The organism is Paenibacillus sp. 1-18 (genome assembly GCF_000520755.1).
Lineage (GTDB): Bacteria > Bacillota > Bacilli > Paenibacillales > Paenibacillaceae > Paenibacillus > Paenibacillus brasilensis.
In genome coordinates this window covers 1-334 of the sequence record NZ_ASSB01000305.1, presented here as the reverse complement: position 1 = coordinate 334, position 334 = coordinate 1, and the positions used below count along the sequence as shown (strand labels likewise).

1 pseudogene is annotated in these 334 nt (G+C 44.6%); it reads right to left on the bottom strand.

Annotation, left to right across the window (positions count from 1 at the left end):
• Positions 1-334: pseudogene (locus L693_RS28305) on the bottom strand (transcriptional regulator); the annotation flags it as partial.

The following is a 334-nucleotide window of genomic DNA, read 5'->3' as shown; positions in this document are numbered from 1 at the left end:
ATACGATATTGACAGACTGCCAAACGTTCAGAATGTTGGTACTTCTCCACTTCTGCTACATTCTCATAAAGCAGCAGCGCCGCAGCATGGCGCCCTTGGGTGAATAGGGTTTCCGCAATTTCAAATAGTTTTGATGAATAAAGTAGATTATCCATGATGACTCCCACCACTCGACGGATCGTATCCAACTTGTCCAACTCCGCACAGCGATACAAAAATGGCTCGATCCGCCTCATATTCGGTTGTAAGTCGATGATGTAGTTATCTATAAACAAGTCGTAAAAGTGGCCTTCCGGTAAACCCATAGCCTCCGTAATTAGGTCAAGCTGGTTAA